Annotated in this window: 16 protein-coding genes; 13 read left to right on the forward strand and 3 right to left on the reverse strand. The window is 63.0% G+C overall.

Going from position 1 to position 16,410, the window contains the following annotated elements; genetic code table 11:
* The first annotated feature begins 106 nt into the window (after positions 1-106).
* Positions 107-808, forward strand: coding sequence for a GntR family transcriptional regulator (locus tag BLQ85_RS04330; RefSeq protein WP_074575046.1), 702 nt, complete (start codon positions 107-109; stop codon positions 806-808).
* 1 nt (position 809) lies between these two features.
* Here BLQ85_RS04330 and BLQ85_RS04335 read toward each other — a convergent pair whose 3' ends face one another.
* Positions 810-1,400 (reverse strand): carboxymuconolactone decarboxylase family protein, encoded by a 591-nt coding sequence (locus tag BLQ85_RS04335; protein WP_074575047.1) that lies wholly within the window; start codon positions 1,398-1,400, stop codon positions 810-812.
* 129 nt (positions 1,401-1,529) lie between these two features.
* Between BLQ85_RS04335 and BLQ85_RS04340 the strand changes: the two genes are divergently transcribed.
* The 10 genes from BLQ85_RS04340 to BLQ85_RS04385 all read left to right on the forward strand — a co-directional run bounded on the left by BLQ85_RS04340 (position 1,530) and on the right by BLQ85_RS04385 (position 12,953).
* Positions 1,530-1,865 carry a winged helix-turn-helix transcriptional regulator gene (locus BLQ85_RS04340; protein WP_074575048.1) on the forward strand — a complete coding sequence of 112 codons (336 nt, stop codon included), beginning with the start codon at positions 1,530-1,532 and terminating at the stop codon, positions 1,863-1,865.
* 125 nt (positions 1,866-1,990) lie between these two features.
* Positions 1,991-2,551, forward strand: a complete 561-nt coding sequence (gene grpE / locus BLQ85_RS04345) for a nucleotide exchange factor GrpE (protein ID WP_074575049.1) — start codon at positions 1,991-1,993, stop codon at positions 2,549-2,551.
* A 151-nt stretch (positions 2,552-2,702) separates the two neighbouring features.
* Positions 2,703-4,646 carry a molecular chaperone DnaK gene (gene dnaK / locus BLQ85_RS04350; RefSeq protein WP_074575050.1) on the forward strand — a complete coding sequence of 648 codons (1,944 nt, stop codon included), beginning with the start codon at positions 2,703-2,705 and terminating at the stop codon, positions 4,644-4,646.
* 199 nt (positions 4,647-4,845) lie between these two features.
* Entirely contained in the window at positions 4,846-5,988 is a 1,143-nt protein-coding gene (gene dnaJ, locus BLQ85_RS04355; RefSeq protein ID WP_074575051.1) for a molecular chaperone DnaJ, read from the forward strand.
* Between the two features lie 191 nt (positions 5,989-6,179).
* A complete protein-coding gene (locus tag BLQ85_RS04360; protein ID WP_074575171.1) occupies positions 6,180-7,373 on the forward strand; it encodes a glycerophosphodiester phosphodiesterase in 1,194 nt (397 codons plus the stop codon).
* Positions 7,374-7,572: 199 nt separating this feature from the next.
* A complete protein-coding gene (locus BLQ85_RS04365; RefSeq protein ID WP_074575052.1) occupies positions 7,573-8,679 on the forward strand; it encodes an S-(hydroxymethyl)glutathione dehydrogenase/class III alcohol dehydrogenase in 1,107 nt (368 codons plus the stop codon).
* 5 nt (positions 8,680-8,684) lie between these two features.
* Positions 8,685-9,557: an S-formylglutathione hydrolase gene (gene fghA, locus BLQ85_RS04370; protein WP_074575053.1), complete on the forward strand. Its 873-nt coding sequence runs from the start codon at positions 8,685-8,687 to the stop codon at positions 9,555-9,557.
* A gap of 37 nt (positions 9,558-9,594) precedes the next feature.
* On the forward strand, positions 9,595-11,277 hold the full coding sequence (locus BLQ85_RS04375; protein ID WP_074575054.1) for a phosphoethanolamine transferase: 1,683 nt from the start codon (positions 9,595-9,597) through the stop codon (positions 11,275-11,277).
* A 132-nt stretch (positions 11,278-11,409) separates the two neighbouring features.
* The gene (locus BLQ85_RS04380) at positions 11,410-12,192 is read left to right on the forward strand and encodes a transporter substrate-binding domain-containing protein (RefSeq protein WP_139200881.1); all 783 of its coding nucleotides are present in this window, start codon (positions 11,410-11,412) and stop codon (positions 12,190-12,192) included.
* A 92-nt stretch (positions 12,193-12,284) separates the two neighbouring features.
* Positions 12,285-12,953 (forward strand): amino acid ABC transporter permease, encoded by a 669-nt coding sequence (locus BLQ85_RS04385; RefSeq protein ID WP_074575056.1) that lies wholly within the window; start codon positions 12,285-12,287, stop codon positions 12,951-12,953.
* A gap of 13 nt (positions 12,954-12,966) precedes the next feature.
* Here the strand turns inward: BLQ85_RS04385 and BLQ85_RS04390 are convergent, their stop codons facing one another.
* Both BLQ85_RS04390 and BLQ85_RS04395 read right to left on the reverse strand, forming a co-directional pair.
* On the reverse strand, positions 12,967-13,398 hold the full coding sequence (locus tag BLQ85_RS04390; RefSeq protein ID WP_074575172.1) for a GNAT family N-acetyltransferase: 432 nt from the start codon (positions 13,396-13,398) through the stop codon (positions 12,967-12,969).
* A gap of 61 nt (positions 13,399-13,459) precedes the next feature.
* Complete coding sequence (locus tag BLQ85_RS04395) at positions 13,460-14,548, reverse strand: PA0069 family radical SAM protein (protein WP_074575057.1); 1,089 nt, start codon at positions 14,546-14,548, stop codon at positions 13,460-13,462.
* Between the two features lie 190 nt (positions 14,549-14,738).
* On the opposite strand from BLQ85_RS04395, the gene BLQ85_RS04400 reads away from it, so the two are divergent.
* Both BLQ85_RS04400 and BLQ85_RS04405 read left to right on the forward strand, forming a co-directional pair.
* Positions 14,739-15,425 carry a class I SAM-dependent methyltransferase gene (locus tag BLQ85_RS04400; protein WP_175456039.1) on the forward strand — a complete coding sequence of 229 codons (687 nt, stop codon included), beginning with the start codon at positions 14,739-14,741 and terminating at the stop codon, positions 15,423-15,425.
* A complete protein-coding gene (locus BLQ85_RS04405) occupies positions 15,425-16,342 on the forward strand; it encodes a DUF7164 domain-containing protein (RefSeq protein ID WP_074575059.1) in 918 nt (305 codons plus the stop codon). The genes BLQ85_RS04400 and BLQ85_RS04405 overlap by 1 nt, the downstream gene beginning before the upstream one ends.
* The last annotated feature ends 68 nt before the right edge of the window (positions 16,343-16,410 follow it).

Consider the following 16,410-nt stretch of genomic DNA (forward strand, 5'->3'; position numbering starts at 1 on the left):
AGTGATCTTATTTTATTGCACGCAATAACATCGGCAAATAGCTAGTTAACCCTAGGTTACGCCATTTTTGCATGCAATAATTTCAAAACTATTCCACCAGAATCCTATGTCCTCACAGATCGACTACACCACCAACGAGTTGAGGCGAAGAATCCTCAGCGGCCAGGCAGCGCCCGGCGAACGCATGGTGGAACTCGAGCTCTCCGCCCAGCTGGCAGTGTCTCGCACACCCATACGCATCGCACTCGGTGAGCTTGAAAAAGAAGGCCTGCTGGAGCGCCTGCCGACGCGCGGCTTTCGCGTGCGGCAGTTCAGTGTGGACGAGATCGCCAACGCTGTCGATGTGCGCGGCGTGCTCGAAGGCATGGCGGCGCGGCAGGCAGCCGAGCGCGGCATCAACCCCGAGACCCAGGCAGAGCTGCAGGCCTGCATAGACGAGGGTCGTCTGCTGCTGGAGAAGGCCGCTGCCGCCGGCCATGTGATCGACGCGGCCCGCTGGGTGCCCATGAACGCGCGCTTTCACGCCGCGCTGGTGGCCGCCGCCGGCAACAGCACGCTGGTTTCGGCCCTCGCGCATGTGAGCAAAACCCCCATGGCCGGGGCCGGCGCGCTAAGCCTGAATGGCTCGCTGCCGCTGCTGGAGTTCGGCTTCATCCAGCGCGCCCAGAGCGACCATGAAGACGTGCTGGCCGCCCTGCTGGCCGGCGAAGGCGCGCGCGCCGAGGCGCTGACGCGCGAGCACGCCCACCGCAGCCGCGACAACAAGCGCGAACTCATGGCCCGCCTGCAAAAACGCGCGGCAGCTTGAGTCATTCCCTTGCCGGCCAGCGCGCCGCCCAGGGCTCCAGCGGCACGCGCGCCGCATTGCACACATAGCTGATCGCGTGGTACCAGCCGGCCAGCATCAGCAGTTCTATGAGCTGGGGCGGCGACCACAGGGCCGCCAGTTCCTGCCATAGCGCATCGCTGACCGTGCTGCGGTCATGCAGCTCATCGACCAGTTCCAGCAAGAGCTTGTCTCGGTGCGCCAGGCCGCGTCCATCCGATGCCGGATCGGCAATCGCGGCCGTGTCCGCGTCGCTGAAACCCGCCGCCCGGCCGAAGGCGCTGACGTGCACACCCCACTCGTATTCCGCCCCGCAGCGCGCGCAGACGCGATTGATCACCACCTCGCGGTCGCGCAGGGACAGGCTGGCGCTGCGGCCGAGCAAGTAGCCGCCCCATGACGGCATACGTTCGGCCAGCCCGGGATTGACGGCCAACACACGAAACAGCGCCAGCACATTGGGCGCCCCGGGCGGCGTGATCTTCTTGAGCAGCGCATCCTGCTCCAGGGTGTAGGGCGGCTCCAGCGGCGTGATGCGTGGTTCAGGGGCCGTGGTGTTTATCGTCGAAGTCATGCTGATAAGGCTCCTCGTATTGAAAGCTTGGATTTCGCTACGGATTTCGTAGCGAATGGCAACTATATCGCTACGCATTCCGTAGCGACCGTCGCGAACACGACAGGCGCAGCCCCTACAATCCGGGGCATGACTTCCACGCTCCCCCTTCCCGGTAAACCGGTCCGCGGCTCCGCCACGGGCCGGCCCGTGATGGCGTTGCTGGACCTGCTGGGCCGCCGCGGCACGCTGCGGCTGCTGTGGGAGCTGCGTGATGGGCAGGCGCAAAATTTCCGGCAATTGGCAGCAAGCGCCGGGAACATGTCGCCTTCGGTCATGAACGACAGGCTCAAGGAGTTGCGCGAAGCGCGGCTGGTCGAACTCGGGAGCGGCGGCTACGGCCTCACCGCCACGGGCAGCGGCCTGCTGCACAAGCTCAAACCGCTCCACCAGTGGGCAGAAGAATGGGCCGCCCAGGACGCATAAGCCAAGCCGGCCGCCCGGCCTCCCGGCGGCCAAAACTTTCGTAGCCAAAACTGAAGCCCTTGTCTTGAAAAGGGCTTTGCCATCCCCAGTTGGGAACCTTACCAACACCAACCCTGTTGCCTCGCATGTCTGAAAACAAACAACCCGAACAAAATCAAAACCTTAGCGGTGAACCCAGCCCTGAAGAGCTGGAAGCGGCGCAGGCCGCCAACGAATTTGACGCGCTGACCGTGGCCCAGGCCGAAGTCGCCACGCTACAGGCCAAAAACACCGAGCTGGCCGACAGCTACCTGCGCGCCAAGGCCGAGACCGAAAACGCTCGCCGCCGCGCCGACGAGGACGTCGCCAAGGCCCGCAAGTTCGCGCTGGAGAGTTTTGCCGAAAGCCTGCTGCCTGTGGCCGACAGCCTGGAAGCCGGCCTGGCCATCAAGGAAGCCACGCCCGAGCAGATCCGCGAAGGCGCCGAAGCCACGCTCAAGCAGCTCAAGAGCGCGCTCGAGCGCAACAAGGTGGTGGCGATCGACCCCGCCGCAGGCACCAAGTTCGACCCCGCCCAGCACCAGGCCATCAGCATGGTGCCGGCCGACCAGGAAGCCAACACGGTGGTCAGCGTGCTGCAAAAAGGCTATCTGATCGCCGAGCGCGTTCTGCGCCCCGCCCTGGTCACGGTGGCAGCCCCCAAATAAACACCCGGCAAGAATGCAAAAACATGTTGAGGCCCTTGAAGCCCATCAACTTACCCACAAGTTATCAACATAGTCATTCACAGCGGCCAGGGACAGACCCCGGCCACACCACTTTTAATCTTCACGAATCAAAAAAGCAGGAGTAAATATCATGGGAAGAATCATCGGCATTGACCTGGGCACCACCAACAGCTGCGTGTCCATCATGGAGGGCAACACGCCCCGCGTCATCGAGAACTCGGAAGGCGTGCGCACCACCCCTTCCATCGTGGCTTACCAGGAAGACGGCGAAGTGCTGGTCGGCGCGTCCGCCAAGCGCCAGGCCGTGACCAACCCCAAGAACACGCTGTACGCCGTCAAGCGCCTGATCGGCCGCAAGTTCAGCGAAAAAGAAGTCCAGAAGGACATCTCCCTCATGCCCTATTCCATCGTGGCCGCCGACAACGGTGACGCCTGGGTGGAAGTGCGCGGCAAGAAGATCTCGGCCCAGCAAGTCAGCGCCGACATCCTGCGCAAGATGAAGAAGACCGCCGAAGACTACCTGGGCGAGCCGGTCACCGACGCCGTGATCACCGTGCCCGCCTACTTCAACGACGCGCAGCGCCAGGCCACCAAGGACGCCGGCCGCATCGCCGGCCTGGACGTCAAGCGCATCATCAACGAACCTACAGCCGCGGCCCTGGCCTTCGGCCTGGACAAGCAGGAAAAGGGCGACCGCAAGATCGCCGTGTATGACCTGGGCGGCGGCACCTTCGACATCTCCATCATCGAGATCGCCGACGTCGACGGCGAAAAACAATTCGAAGTGCTGTCCACCAACGGCGACACCTTCCTGGGCGGCGAAGACTTCGACCAGCGCGTCATCGACTACATCGTGGCCGAGTTCAAGAAAGACAGCGGCATCGACCTGTCCAAGGACGTGGTCGCCCTGCAGCGCCTGAAGGACTCCGCCGAAAAGGCCAAGATCGAGCTGTCCAACAGCCCGCAGACCGAAGTCAACATTCCCTACATCGCGCACGACCCCGCGACCGGCCCCAAGCACCTGCTGGTCAAGCTGACCCGCGCCAAGCTCGAGAGCCTGGTCGACGAGCTGATCGAGCGCACCATCGCCCCCTGCCGCGTGGCCATGAAGGACGCCGGCGTCAGCGCCTCCGACATCCATGACGTGATCCTGGTCGGCGGCCAGACCCGCATGCCCAAGGTGCAGGAAAAGGTCAAGGAGCTGTTCGGCAAGGAGCCGCGCAAGGACGTGAACCCCGACGAAGCCGTGGCCGTGGGTGCCGCGATTCAAGGCCAGGTGCTGTCCGGCGACCGCACCGACGTGCTGCTGCTCGACGTCACCCCGTTGTCCCTGGGCATTGAAACCATGGGCGGCGTGATGACCAAGATGATCAAGAAGAACACGACCATCCCGACCAAGTTCGCGCAAACCTTCTCGACCGCCGAGGACAACCAGCCGGCCGTGACCATCAAGGTGTTCCAGGGCGAACGCGAAATCGCCTCGGGCAACAAGGCGCTGGGCGAGTTCAACCTCGAGGGCATCCCGCCGGCCGCGCGCGGCACGCCGCAGATCGAAGTGTCCTTCGACATCGATGCCAACGGCATCCTGCACGTGGGCGCCAAGGACAAGGGCACCGGCAAGGAAAACAAGATCACCATCAAGGCCAACTCCGGTTTGTCCGAAGCTGAAATCCAGCAGATGGTGAAAGACGCCGAGCTCAACGCCGAAGAAGACAAGAAGAAGGTCGAGTTCGTGACCGCCAAGAACAACGCCGAAGCCCTGGTGCACAGTGTGAAGAAATCGCTGGGCGAATACGGCGACAAGCTCGAAGCCGGCGAGAAGGAAAAGATCGAGACCGCCATCAAGGACATGGAAGAGGCGCTCAAGGGCGACGACAAGGCCGCCATCGACGCCAAGAACACGGCCCTGATGGAAGCCAGCCAGAAGCTCGGCGAGAAGATGTACGCCGACATGCAGGCTTCGCAGGCGGCAGCCGGTGGCGACGCGGGCGCGGCAGGCGCGGCGCAGGCGGAAGCCAAGCCGGCCGACGACAATGTCGTGGACGCTGAAGTCAAGGAAGTCAAAAAAGGCTGAGCGCCCTAAGGCAACAAGCCCCGCATTGGCGCGATAACTGCATGCAAAGGCAGGCGGCACAGGCGGATGCAAAAGGCGGAAACCAGGAGCAATCCCGGCTTTCCGCTTTTGCGCATCTGCCGCCACCCGCGAATGCCCGGTTTGACCGCCCGCTTTCCGGCTGACCCGACGACCCGATCAACGAAGACCCTGAGCTGCCATGGCCACCAAAAAAGACTATTACGACACACTGGGCGTTCCCAAGAATGCCAGTGACGAGGACATCAAGAAAGCGTATCGCAAGCTCGCGATGAAGCACCACCCCGACCGCAACCAGGGGGATGCATCCAAGGTCGCCGAGGAAAAATTCAAGGAGGCCAAAGAGGCCTACGAGATGCTCTCCGACGAGAACAAACGCGCGGCCTACGACCAGTACGGCCATGCGGGCGTGGACCCGAATATGCGCGGCGGCCCCGGCGCCGAGGGCTTCGGCGGCTTTGCCGAAGCCTTTGGCGACATCTTCGGCGACGTGTTCGGCGGCCAGCGCGGCGGCCAGCAGCGCGGCGGGCGCCAGGTCTACCGCGGCGGCGACCTCAGCTATGCCATGGAAATCACGCTTGAGGAAGCGGCCCACGGCAAGGAAGCGCAGATCCGCATCCCGAGCTGGGACGACTGCAACACCTGCCACGGCAGCGGCGCCAAACCCGGCACCAAGGTGGTGACCTGCACCACCTGCCACGGCCACGGCGTGGTGCAGATGCGCCAGGGCTTTTTCAGCGTGCAGCAGACCTGCCCGCAGTGCAAGGGCACGGGCAAGCTGATCCCCGAACCCTGCGTGACCTGCCACGGCGTGGGCAAGACCAAGAACAACAAGACGCTGGAAGTGAAAATTCCCGCGGGCATAGACGACGGCATGCGCATACGCTCGACCGGCAACGGCGAGCCCGGCACCAACGGCGGCCCGCCCGGCGATCTCTACATCGAGATCCGCCTCAAGAAGCACGACATCTTCGAGCGCGACGGCGACGACCTGCACTGCGCCGTGCCCATCAGCTTCACCACTGCCGCGCTGGGCGGCGAGATCGAGGTGCCGACCCTGGCCGGCAAGGCCGCCATCGACATCCCCGAAGGCACGCAGGCCGCCAAGCAGTTCCGCCTGCGCGGCAAGGGCATCAAGGGCGTGCGCTCCAGCTACCCCGGCGACCTGTACTGCCACATCACCGTGGAAACACCGGTCAAACTCACCGAGCACCAGCGCAAGCTGCTCAAGGAACTCGATGAGTCGCTGAAAAAAGGCGGCGCCAAACATTCACCCAGCGAAGAAGGCTGGGCCGACAAGCTCAAGAGCTTCTTCAGCGCCTGAACGTTTTTTGCCCAGACCCCAAAATGCCGGACCTGTTCCGGCATTTTTTATGCCCGGCCGAAAAGCTGCGGCTGTTGTTTTTGCCAACAAGACGCACACCCTGTCACAGGCCTGTCGTCATCGCGCGCCTACGATCAGCCTTTTTAACTCAGGAAAATAAAATGACCGTATTGACCCGCAAGGCCTTGACCATGAAGCATGGCGGCTTGCTCGCCCTCGTCTGCAGCAGCGTGTTGCTGGCCGCCTGCTCCTCTTCGGGCACGCCCTCGCAAGCCGGCCTCTCCACCCTCGACGGCAAGGCACCGCTGGTCATCGCGCACCGCGGCGCTTCAGGCTACATCCCTGAAGAAACGCTGGAAGCCTATGTGCGCGCCATCGAACTTGGCGCCGACGTGATCGAGATGGACCTGGTCGTGACCAAGGACGGCGTGCTGATGACGCGCCACGACCCCAACCTGGCCATCAGCACCGACGTGGCCAAACACCCCGAATTCGCCTCGCGCAAGAAGACCATCAAGGTTGACGGCGAGACCCAGACCGGCTGGTTCAGCGACGACTTCACGCTGGCCGAAATCCGCACCCTGGGCGCGGTCTCGACCGACGCCGAGCGCCCCCAGCAGTTCAACGGCCAGTACAAGGTGCCGACCTTCCAGGAAGTCGTGGACCTGGCCAAGGCCCAGTCCGCCAAGACCGGCCGCACCATTGCGATCTACCCCGAAACCAAGAACCCGAGCTACTTCCGCGAGCGCGGCCTGCCGATGGAAGACAAGCTGATCGCCATCATCAATGCCGCCGGCTGGAACAGCAAGACCGCGCCCATCTACGTGCAGTCCTTTGAACCGGGCAGCCTCAAGTACATGAAGAGCAAGGGCCTGAACACGCGCCTGATCCAGCTCATAGACGGCGACGGCATAGACCCCAAGACCGGCAAGGTGACCTTTGCCCTGCCCAGCGACCGCCCCTATGACTGGACCCTGGCCGGCGACAAGCGCTTCTTCGACGCCATGGTCACGCCCGCGGGCCTGGCCGAAATCAAGACCTATGCCGACGGCATAGGCCCCTGGAAGCGCTACATCATCAGCACCAAGGGCACCATAGGCGCCGACGGCAAGCAGGTCGACATCAATGGCGACGGCAAGCTCAACGATGCCGACTCGACCTCGCTGCCCGCCACCAGCCTGGTGGCTGATGCGCACAAGGCCGGCTTGTTTGTCCACCCCTTCACCTTCCGCAATGAGCGCCGCCGCCTGGCCATCGACTACCAGGGCGACCCCAAGGCCGAGTACCTGGCCTTTTACCGCGCCGGCGTGGACGGCGTGTTCACTGACTTCACCGACACCGCGATTGCCGCGCGCACGCAGTACCTGAAGGAAGCCGGCCGCTAAGCCGCCCCCTTCATACGACGCGAGCCGCCTGCTCCCTTCCGGGAGCCAGGCGGCTTTTTCTTTGGGACCGCGGCCGGTGTTTTCTCAAAATGAAACATCTTGCGGGCCGCGCTCCAGGGGGACTGGCTTATAGTGCTTTACGCAGCGTAATGCAGCGCAACGCGCCTTCGCCCACCTCTCCAACACAAGCCTTCTCACCATGAAAACCAAAGCCGCCGTCGCCTGGAAATCAGGCCAGCCCCTGACGATTGAAACCGTGGACCTGCAAGGCCCAAAGTTCGGCGAGGTGCTCGTCGAGATCAAGGCCACCGGCATCTGCCATACCGACTACTACACACTCTCGGGCGCCGACCCCGAAGGCATCTTCCCGGCCATCCTGGGCCATGAAGGCGCGGGCATCGTGGTCGACGTAGGCCCCGGCGTGACCACCCTCAAAAAAGGCGACCACGTCATCCCGCTCTACACGCCCGAATGCCGGCAGTGCAAGTTCTGCCTCTCGCGCAAGACCAATCTGTGCCAACTGATACGCGGCACCCAGGGCAAGGGCCTGATGCCCGACGCCACCAGCCGCTTCAGCCTGGACGGCAAGCCCATCTTCCACTACATGGGCACCTCCACTTTCAGCAACTACACGGTCGCGCCCGAAATCTCGCTGGCCAAGATCCGTGAGGACGCGCCCTTCGACAAGGTCTGCTACATCGGCTGCGGCGTGACCACCGGCATAGGCGCGGTGCTCTTCACCGCCAGGGTCGAAGCCGGCGCCAACGTTGTGGTGTTCGGCCTGGGCGGCATAGGCCTCAATGTGATCCAGGGCGCGAAGATGGTGGGCGCCGACAAAATCATAGGCGTGGACATCAACCCCGCGCGGCAGGAAATGGCGCGCAAATTCGGCATGACGCATTTCATTAACCCGAAAGAAACCGAGAACGTGGTCGACGCCATCGTGCAGCTGACCGACGGCGGCGCCGACTACAGCTTTGAATGCATAGGCAACACCAAGGTCATGCGCCAGGCGCTGGAATGCACCCACAAGGGCTGGGGCCGCAGCATCATCATTGGCGTGGCCGAAGCCGGTGCCGAGATCAGCACCCGGCCCTTCCAGCTCGTCACCGGCCGCAAATGGGAAGGCTCGGCCTTCGGCGGCGCGCGCGGCCGCACCGACGTGCCCAAGATTGTTGATTGGTACATGGAAGGCAAGATCAACATCGACGACCTGATCACGCACACCATGCCACTGGAGGACATCAACAAGGGTTTCGACTTAATGAAAAGCGGCGAATCTATCCGCGGCGTGGTCCTGTACTGAGCGGCATGGCAAGCACACCCGAACTCCTCAGCGAACACGGCTGCTTCGGCGGCCTGCAGCGCTTTTACCAGCACGGCTCGCGCGAGATCGGCCTTCCAATGAAGTTCTCGGTGTTCCTCCCGCCGCAGGCCGCGGCCGGGCAGAAGGTGCCCTTTCTGGTCTACCTCGCGGGCCTGACCTGCACCGAAGAGACCTTCATGGTCAAAGCTGGCGCACAGCGCCTGGCGGCCGAACTGGGACTGGCCCTGGTCACGCCCGATACCAGCCCGCGCGGGGCAGGCATTGCCGGCGAAACCGAGAGCTGGGACTTTGGCGTGGGAGCGGGCTTTTACCTCGACGCCTCGCAGGCTCCATGGTCACGGCACTACCGCATGGAGAGCTACATCACGGCGGAGCTGCTGCCGCTGCTGGCCGGTACCCTGCCGCTTGACGCGGCGCGCATTGGCCTCTTCGGCCATTCCATGGGCGGCCACGGTGCGCTGACACTCGCGCTCAGGCATCCGGACCTGTTCAAGTCGGTCTCGGCCTTTGCGCCCATCTGCGCACCCAGCCAGTGCCCCTGGGGGCGCAAGGCTTTCACCGGTTATCTCGGCAGCGATGAATCAAGCTGGGCAGAGCATGACGCCACCGCCTTGATGAGCCTCATGCCCGCCGCGCCCTACCCCGGCGGCATACGCATAGACCAGGGCCTGGCCGACAAATTCCTCGCTGAACAGCTGTACCCCGAGCTGTTTGAAGCCGCCTGCGCCAAGGCCGGCCAGCCGCTGCAACTGCACCGCCATGCGGGCTACGACCACGGCTATTACTTCATCGCGAGCTTCATGGCTGAACACCTGCACCACCATGCGCGGCAACTGGGTTTGACGGCCCGGGCTTAAGGGCCCCATAAGCCCACGACCCCTACAATCCAGCGCTATGCCGCTGCAAGCCCCGCCCGACGCCGGAACCCTTCCCCGCCCACCCCATCAACCCGCTCGCGGCATGCGCCCACTGTGGCTGGTGGTGCTGGCCAGCATCTGGATCGCCACCGTGTGCAACGTCGCGCTGTGGCGCGAGCTGTTCCGCCTGCCTGGTCTGAACGGCGGCCAGGCCGCCGTCATCAGCGTCGCGCTGGTGCTGGTGATCACGCTGGCCACCACGGCCCTGCTCAGCCTGCTGGCCTGGCGCTGGACGCTCAAGCCGGCCATCACCCTGTTCCTGCTCGCTGCGGCCTTCGGCGCCTATTTCATGATGGCCTACGGCGTGGTCATCGACAAGACCATGATGGTCAACACCCTGCAGACCGATGTACGCGAAACCCGCGACCTGCTGAACTGGCGTTTACTGGCCACGGTGCTGGTGCTGGCGGTGCTGCCGCTGGTGCTGCTGTGGCGGCAGAAAGTCAGGCGGGCCAGTGCCGCACGGCAGCTGCTGGGCAACTTCGCCACGCTGGCCGGCACCTCCGTGCTGCTGGTGCTGGTGGTGTTCCTGTTTTTCCAGAGCATCGCCTCGGTCATGCGCAACTACACCCATGTGCGCTACCTGATCAACCCGCTCAATTCCTTTTACGCACTGGGCGCCATCGCGGCCAAGCCCTTCCAGCGCGACGAGTCCATGGTGCTGCCGCTCGGCGAAGACGCCAAACTGGGCGCCAGCTACAGCGCGCAAAACAAGCCGCCGCTGCTGCTGTTGGTGCTGGGCGAGACGGCGCGCAGCGGCAATTTCTCGCTCAACGGCTACAACCGCCCCACCAACCCGCTGCTGGCCAAAGAGAACGTGGTGAGCCTGCGCAACGCCTGGTCCTGCGGCACCAGCACGGCCGCTTCCGTGCCCTGCATGTTTTCCCATTTCGGACGCGAGGCCTATGACTCGCGGCCGGCCAACTACGAAGGCCTGCTCGACGTGCTGCAGCGCGCCGGCCTTGCCGTGCTCTGGATAGACAACCAGTCGGGTTGCAAGGGCGTGTGCGACCGGGTTCCCAACGTCAACACGGTGCAGCTCCAGGTACCCGGCCTGTGCGACAGCGGCGAATGTTTTGACGAGGTGATGCTGCGCGGCATCGACGAGCGCATCGCCGCGTTGCCCCCCGAGCGCCGCGCCAAAGGCGTGGTGGTGGTGATGCACCAGATGGGCGGCCACGGCCCGGCTTATTACAAACGCTCGCCGCAAGCCGTGAAAAAATTCCTGCCCGAGTGCGCCGACAACGCGCTGCAAAGCTGCAGCAAGGAAGGCCTCGTCAATGCCTACGACAACAGCATCGTCTACACCGACCAGCTGCTGGCCTCCTCCATCCAGTGGCTCAAGGCGCAGGAAGCGCGCAGCGCGCCCGCCCTGCTCTACCTGGCCGACCACGGCGAATCGCTGGGCGAGAACAACCTCTACCTGCACGGCATGCCCTATGGCATCGCGCCCGACGTGCAAAAGCGCGTGCCCTGGATCACATGGCTGTCGCCCGGCTTCGAGCAGCGCAGCAAGCTGAGCACGGCCTGCCTCAAACAGCAACTCGATACGCCTGTCAGCCACGACAACTACTTTCATTCGGTGCTGGGCCTGATGAATGTGCAGACCAGCGTCTACAAATCCGCGCTCGACATCTACGCGCGCTGCGCCAAACCCTGAGCATCTTCTCAGCAACGTCGACCATCACCAGATGCCATGTAGGGCTTTAAAGGCCCGCCATGCATCCGCCTGGCGATGCGCCTAATATTCACATTTCATCTCAATAACAATTCTCTTATGCAAGGGTTGAATATGAATATTCGCAAGGCCGTCGCCTCCGCACTCCTTCTGACACTCGCTTTCGGCGCCAGCGCCGCCGACCTGCTGGACACCGTCAAGCAGCGCGGCACGCTCAAGGTGGCCCTCGAAGGCACCTATCCCCCGTTCAATTACAAGGAAGGCGGCCAGCTCGCCGGCTTTGAAGTCGAGCTGGCCAATGCCCTGGCGCAAAAGCTGGGCGTGAAGGCCGAGTTCTCGACCAGCGAATGGAGCGCCATCCTGGCCGGCCTGCAAGCCGGCAAGTACGACGTGGTGATCAACCAGGTCGGCATCACCGACAAACGCAAGGAGACTTTTGATTTCTCCGAGCCCTACACCATCTCGGCGCCGCAGCTGATCATCCGCAAGGACGAAAAGCGCGAATTCAAATCGCTGGCCGACCTCAAGGGCAAAAAGTTGGGCCTGGGCCAAGGCACCAACTACGCCGACATCGCTAAAAAGGTCGGCGGCATAGACGTCAAGACCTATCCCGGCGCGCAGGAGTATTTGCAGGACCTGGCACTGGGCCGCATCGACGCGGCACTGAACGACAGCCTCTTGATCCCCTACATCGTCAAGCAGACCAAGCTGCCGCTCAAGCCGGGCGCACCCGTGGGCGACCTGGAAAAATCCGGCATTCCCTTCGTCAAGAACAATCCCAAGTTCAAAGCCGCCCTCGACAAGGCACTGGCCGACCTGCAGGCCGACGGCAGCTTCGCGAAAATCTCCACCAAGTGGTTTGACCGCGACGTGAGCAAGCCGCCTGTCGCAAAGTAATCGAAGTAACATCAATCCAGCCGCGCGCCTTCCTTCGGCGCCTGAAACACCCCGGCGCGCAGCCGGGGTTTTTATTTGTGGAGACCCCCATCATGGACTTGTCTGGCTTGACCTCTTTGCTGCGCGACGCGCTGCCCTTGATGCTCAAGGGCGCCGCATGGACGCTGTTGCTGGCCGTCGCATCGATTTTTTTCGGCGCCATCGTCGGTACCTTTGTGGCCATCACGCGGCTGGCCAAGGTGCCGGGGTTGTCGCAGTTCGCGGCGCTGTATGTCAGCTGCATGCGCGGCACGCCGCTGCTGGTGCAGCTCTTTGTCATCTACTTCGGCCTGCCCAGCATAGGCATACAGTTCGACCCCATCAGCGCCGGCATCCTGGGCCTGAGCCTCAACGTGGGCGCCTACCTGTCGGAAACGATTCGCGGTGCGATCAACGGCGTGGAGCACGGCCAGTGGAACGCGGCCCGCAGCCTGGGCCTCACGCAGGTGCAGACCCTGCGCTACGTGATTGGCCCGCAGGCCTTGAGGCTGGCCGTGCCCAGCCTGTCCAACAGCCTGATCAGCCTGATCAAGGACACCTCCCTGGTCTCGGTGATCGCCGTCGGCGAGCTGATGCTGGCCACCAAGGAAGTGATCGCCACCACCTTCCAGCCCTTCCCGCTGTACCTGGCGGCGGCGGGCATTTACTGGGCCATGAGCGCCACTTTTGAGAAGCTGCAGAGCAAGCTTGAAGTGCAGCTGAACCGCAGCTATCTGCGCTAGAAATTGGATCGCTTCAGTTCTCGCTGATCAGTCCGCTCTGCAGCGCCTGCTCCTGGTTCCTGAAAATCGCCATCGCCGTCAACATACGCCTGAAGCCCAGCTTGCGGTAAAACGGCTCCTTGCCGGCCACCGCATAGAGGATGATCTTCTTGTGGCCCTTCGAGAGGCCGACCAGCGAGGCAACAATCTCCTTGCCCAGGCCCACGCCCTGGTGCTTCGGGTGCACCGCGATGTCGCAGATATACGAGCAGTCCATGCCGTCGGCCAGCGCGCGGCCCGCACCAACCAGCTGGCCGCCCTCGTACACAAAACTTTTGAACAGGCTGTTGGAGAACACGACTTTCAGGTCCGCCGGTTTCTTCTCGCCCAAAGGGGCGATCCGGTAAAGATGCGAGAGCGCGTCCCAGTCCACGCCCTCCGATGAATGTTTCCATTCGAATGCCAAGATGAACTCCTTCAATGTTGGGCTTGCACTATAGCCCTCGCGACCCCAAGCTGCCGGGCCGTCAGAACAGATTGCCCTGCCCCGCAGCACCCGGCGGCCTGAAGCGGCTCAAGTCCAGCTCCACACGCTGCCGGTTAAAACCCAGGCGCTTGCAGCATTTCTCAAAGCGCTGCTTGATCAGGTCGGCCCACAGGCCGTAGCCCTTCATGCGCGAGGCGAAATCGCTGTCGTAGTCTTTGCCGCCGCGCATCTCCTGGATGCGCGCCATGATGCGCGCGGCGCGCTGAGGGTAGTGCAGCTCCAGCCATTCCTTGAAGAGGGGCGCCACTTCCCAGGGCAGGCGGATCACCGTGTAAAACGCCGAACGCGCGCCGGCCTCCCAGGCGGCTTCCAGTACCTGCTCCATGTCCTCGTTCACAAAGGGAATCTGCGGCGCCACGCTCACGCCCACAGGCACGCCGTGCTCGGCCAGGGTGCGCAAGGTGCGCAGGCGGCGGTGCGGCGCCGCGGCGCGTGGCTCCAGCTTGCGCGCAAGCTCGCCGTCCAGCGTGGTGATGGTGATGTACACGGCGGCCAGCTTGTCGGCCGCCAGCGGAGCGATCAGGTCCAGGTCGCGCTCCACGCCGCTGGATTTGGTGATCAAAGAAAACGGATGGCAGGTATCGCGCATCACCTCGATCAGGCCGCGCGTGAGCCGCAGCTCGCGCTCGGCCGGCTGGTAGCAGTCGGTGCCCGAGCCTATGTTGAGCAGGCGTGGCACATAGCTGCGCTTGCCCAGGTCGGCGCGCAAGGCCTCGGCGATATTGCGCTTGGCGATGATCTTGGTTTCGAAGTCCAGGCCCGGCGAAAGATTGAGGTAACTGTGCGTGGGCCGCGCATAGCAGTACACGCAGCCATGCTCGCAACCCCGGTAGGGATTGATGCTGTAGTCAAAAAAGATGTCCGGCGAGTCGTTGCGCACAATGGCACTGCGGGCATCTTCCATCGTCACCGTGGTTTCCAGCCGCGGCGCCTCGCCCACCATTCCCTCTTCCAGCGTGCCCCAGCCGTCGTCCCAGGCCGTGCGCACGTCTTTTTCAAACCGGTGCGCGATGCGCGTGGCGGTGCCGCGGCCCTTGATGGCGTGCAGGGGGATGGTGGCTTCGGACATGATACTTAAATACTGTATTTATATACAGTATAAAGTGGCCAGCCACCGCCATCAAGCACTCATCCATGCCTTATTTGTAAACATTTTTCCGGCCCACAGCCGGGCCATCCCTCGTCTTCGTTTAAGGTTGCGAACTGGGACAAACGCAGACGCTCACCCACTCTTCACAACACCTCACGGAAAGAAACCTGTGGCTGGACTCTCGGAAACCGTGTTCGACCCGCTGACGCTTGAAGTCATACGGAAAATCTCGCCCACCACCGTCCTCGACATAGGCGCGGGCCAAGGCAAATACGCGGAGCTGGTCAGGCAGGCCGCACCGCAAGCCCACATACGCGCCACGGAAATCTCAGCCGACTACGTGGCCCAGTTCGACCTCCGCGCCAAGTACAACGACGTCCGCGTGATGGACGCCTACGACCTGATCCACCACCACAAAAACGAAACCTATGACCTGGTCGTGATCGGCGACTGCATAGAGCACCTGCCCAAGTCCAGGGGCCTGGACCTGCTGAACTTCCTGACCTACCGCTGCGGCTACCTGCTGGTCATCGCCCCCGAGTTCAGCTACTACGATACGGCCAAGGCCAATCTGGACCACCACGAGTCCCACATCTCCGTGTGGTCCGAGCGTGATTTCATCTGGCATGACCGCTGGGCCTGGATGCGTTCGGAAGTCATGCAGTTCTTCCTGCTGCGCGGCTACCAGACCAGCCCCATGCCTTTTGACCGCCTGGTCGGCGACATCAATGCCAACCCGCCCACCGTGACGCGCATGGGCACGGGCGCCCCCTTCAAGCCGGCGCACCTGCTGGCCAGCATCGTCTCGCACACCGAGGTGATAGACGGCAACTCCTATACCTACCGCAACTTCTGATGGCCCCAACAACTTCCGCGCAGGCACACGAGAAGGACCTCGGCATACTGCTCTACATCGACGACCACCCGTCCATGTATGAAGAATTCGGCTGGATCTACAAAAGCTGGATCCATTCAGGTGTCTGGCGCCGCTCCGACCTCATTGTGGTCTGCCACCCCAAAGCCTGGGACCGCTTGCCCGAAGGCGACCCCGGTGTCATCAAAATCGCCGCAGAGCCCATCTCCCGCGAGGGGCGCTGGAAGGGTTACCACTTCATCAACTCCATCGCCTGCGTTTCAGGCCCACACACGGCCCACTTGGCCGGCCGGTACAAATGGCTGCTTCGCACCGACGCCGATGTCTTCCTGACCCGCCACCTGGCAAACTTTCGCCCCAACTTCCCGGTGCTGGGGCGCGGCCGTTATGCGGAGAACCAGCAAGTGTGGGACAAGATGGTCGCCTTTTGCGAAGCCCACGGCGTCGCCCACCAGAGAAGCTTCGGCTGCGGTTCGTCCATCCTCGCCGAATCCTCGCTGGTCCTCTTCTTCCTGGAGCGGCAAACCTACTGGTGCGAGCGCTTGCTCGAACACTTTGACGCCCATGGCGAAGGCCAGTGGCCGGGCTGGTTCAAGGGCGTGATCACCCTGTATGCGGGGGAGATTGCGGCCAATGAAAACCACCAGGCTTTTTTACGCCATTCCTACCAGCGCATCCTGGACCTCGAAAGTTATGTCGTCGGTCATATCGACGAGTTCACGCTGCACATCCACGCGATCCACACCGACGATTATTTTTCAAAGTCGAAGTTTCGCAATGGCGGCTACAAGCACATCAACCCGACCGGCCTGGACACCCGCAAGGTCAACCAGTACGCCCATTGGATAGCGGCCACGCCGCTGGACGACATCAAGTCGGCGACGCAATACCCGTACTGAACCTGCGCGCCGGAACTGCGGTACGGAAGCAGACCCGCCCCAAGCCGTGACACGGGCTTGCCGCGGCT

It is taken from the genome of Polaromonas sp. JS666 (assembly GCF_900103405.1).
Taxonomy (GTDB): Bacteria; Pseudomonadota; Gammaproteobacteria; order Burkholderiales; family Burkholderiaceae_C; genus Polaromonas.

Bases quoted from the DNA above. Each gene is read 5' to 3' on its own strand.
- BLQ85_RS04395 (WP_074575057.1), bottom strand. From the start codon at position 14,548: ATGTCCGAAGCCACCATCCCCCTGCACGCCATCAAGGGCCGCGGCACC.
- BLQ85_RS04340 (WP_074575048.1), top strand. From the start codon at position 1,530: ATGACTTCCACGCTCCCCCTTCCCGGTAAACCGGTCCGCGGCTCCGCC.
- BLQ85_RS04365 (WP_074575052.1), top strand. From the start codon at position 7,573: ATGAAAACCAAAGCCGCCGTCGCCTGGAAATCAGGCCAGCCCCTGACG.
- BLQ85_RS04405 (WP_074575059.1), top strand. From the start codon at position 15,425: ATGGCCCCAACAACTTCCGCGCAGGCACACGAGAAGGACCTCGGCATA.
- grpE (WP_074575049.1), top strand. From the start codon at position 1,991: ATGTCTGAAAACAAACAACCCGAACAAAATCAAAACCTTAGCGGTGAA.
- BLQ85_RS04385 (WP_074575056.1), top strand. From the start codon at position 12,285: ATGGACTTGTCTGGCTTGACCTCTTTGCTGCGCGACGCGCTGCCCTTG.
- BLQ85_RS04380 (WP_139200881.1), top strand. From the start codon at position 11,410: ATGAATATTCGCAAGGCCGTCGCCTCCGCACTCCTTCTGACACTCGCT.
- fghA (WP_074575053.1), top strand. From the start codon at position 8,685: ATGGCAAGCACACCCGAACTCCTCAGCGAACACGGCTGCTTCGGCGGC.
- dnaK (WP_074575050.1), top strand. From the start codon at position 2,703: ATGGGAAGAATCATCGGCATTGACCTGGGCACCACCAACAGCTGCGTG.
- BLQ85_RS04360 (WP_074575171.1), top strand. From the start codon at position 6,180: ATGAAGCATGGCGGCTTGCTCGCCCTCGTCTGCAGCAGCGTGTTGCTG.
- BLQ85_RS04335 (WP_074575047.1), bottom strand. From the start codon at position 1,400: ATGACTTCGACGATAAACACCACGGCCCCTGAACCACGCATCACGCCG.
- BLQ85_RS04375 (WP_074575054.1), top strand. From the start codon at position 9,595: ATGCCGCTGCAAGCCCCGCCCGACGCCGGAACCCTTCCCCGCCCACCC.
- BLQ85_RS04330 (WP_074575046.1), top strand. From the start codon at position 107: ATGTCCTCACAGATCGACTACACCACCAACGAGTTGAGGCGAAGAATC.
- dnaJ (WP_074575051.1), top strand. From the start codon at position 4,846: ATGGCCACCAAAAAAGACTATTACGACACACTGGGCGTTCCCAAGAAT.